1 protein-coding gene is annotated in these 1,091 nt (G+C 70.7%); it reads left to right on the forward strand.

The features are described from left to right. A partial coding sequence (locus tag NOCJ54_RS30125; RefSeq protein WP_036519500.1) for a hypothetical protein occupies positions 1-1,091 on the forward strand: 1,091 nt, incomplete at both ends.

The raw sequence follows: 1,091 nt of genomic DNA on the forward strand, positions 1-1,091 counted from the left end.
CGCAACGAGTTCAACGAGCTGGGCACCATCATCGGTGCGCAGCTCAAGAACGGCGGCACGGCGATGGACAAGCTCGCGCCCAAGACCAACAAGCTCATCACGCTGGGCGCCGATCTCTCGTCGATGTTCGGCGGCACGACCTCCGAGGCCGTGGAAGCACTCTCCTCGGCCCTCAAGGGCGAGCGCGACCCGATCGAGCGCTACGGCGTCAGCCTCAGCCAGGCCAAGATCGACGCCGAGGCCGCCGCGCTCGGCTTCGAGAGGGTCGACGGCTCGCTGTCCTCTCAGGCGAACCAGGCCGCGACCCTCTCGCTGATCATGCGCCAGACCGCCGACGCACACGGCAACTTCGCCCGCGAGGCCGACACCCTCTCCGGCAAGCAGCAGCGCCTCAAGGCGTCGCTGGAGGACACCAAGACCGAGATCGGCACCGCCCTCCTCCCCATCGTCGCCGACGCCTCGGAGTTCCTGCTCAAGGAAGGCGTGCCCGCCTTCCAGAAGTTCGCCGACTGGTTCAACGAGGACGGCATCCCGGCCGTCAAGGACTTCGCCGAGGGCGCCAAGCCGCTCGCCAACGAGATCCTGCCCGCGGTCGGTAGCGCACTCGACACCGTCAAGGGCGCCCTCGAGACCGCCCTGCCCTACGCCAAGGATCTCGTCGGCGCGTTCAACGACATGCCCGCATGGGCCCGTGACGCCGCCGTGCTGGGCGCCGTGGGGCTCGGGGTGGGGTCGAAGCTCAAGCCCGGCCGCAAGGGCGCCGGAGGCGGTCCTGCGGGCCTCTTCGGTGGCAAGGGCTCCTCGGCCGCCAACCCCGCCTACGTCTGGGTCGTCAACGGCGGCGGCGCACCCGGAACCGGCAAGCCCGGAACGGGCGGCCCCAAGGGCGGCGTGATCCCGGCTAACGTCGCCGCGCTGACGGCCCTCGGGATCAGCCTCGCTGGCCTCGACGCCTTCGACAAGTGGCGCGACGACAGGGACGCCCTCAAGGGTGGACAGCGCAGCTCCTCGGCGGCATGGGAGCGACGCCGCGACGAGCTCACCGACCCCGCGCACTTGCTGAGCGGTGGGGGTGGCCGTCGACTCGTCGC

It is taken from the genome of Nocardioides sp. J54 (assembly GCF_000519005.1).
Classification (GTDB): domain Bacteria; phylum Actinomycetota; class Actinomycetes; order Propionibacteriales; family Nocardioidaceae; genus Nocardioides.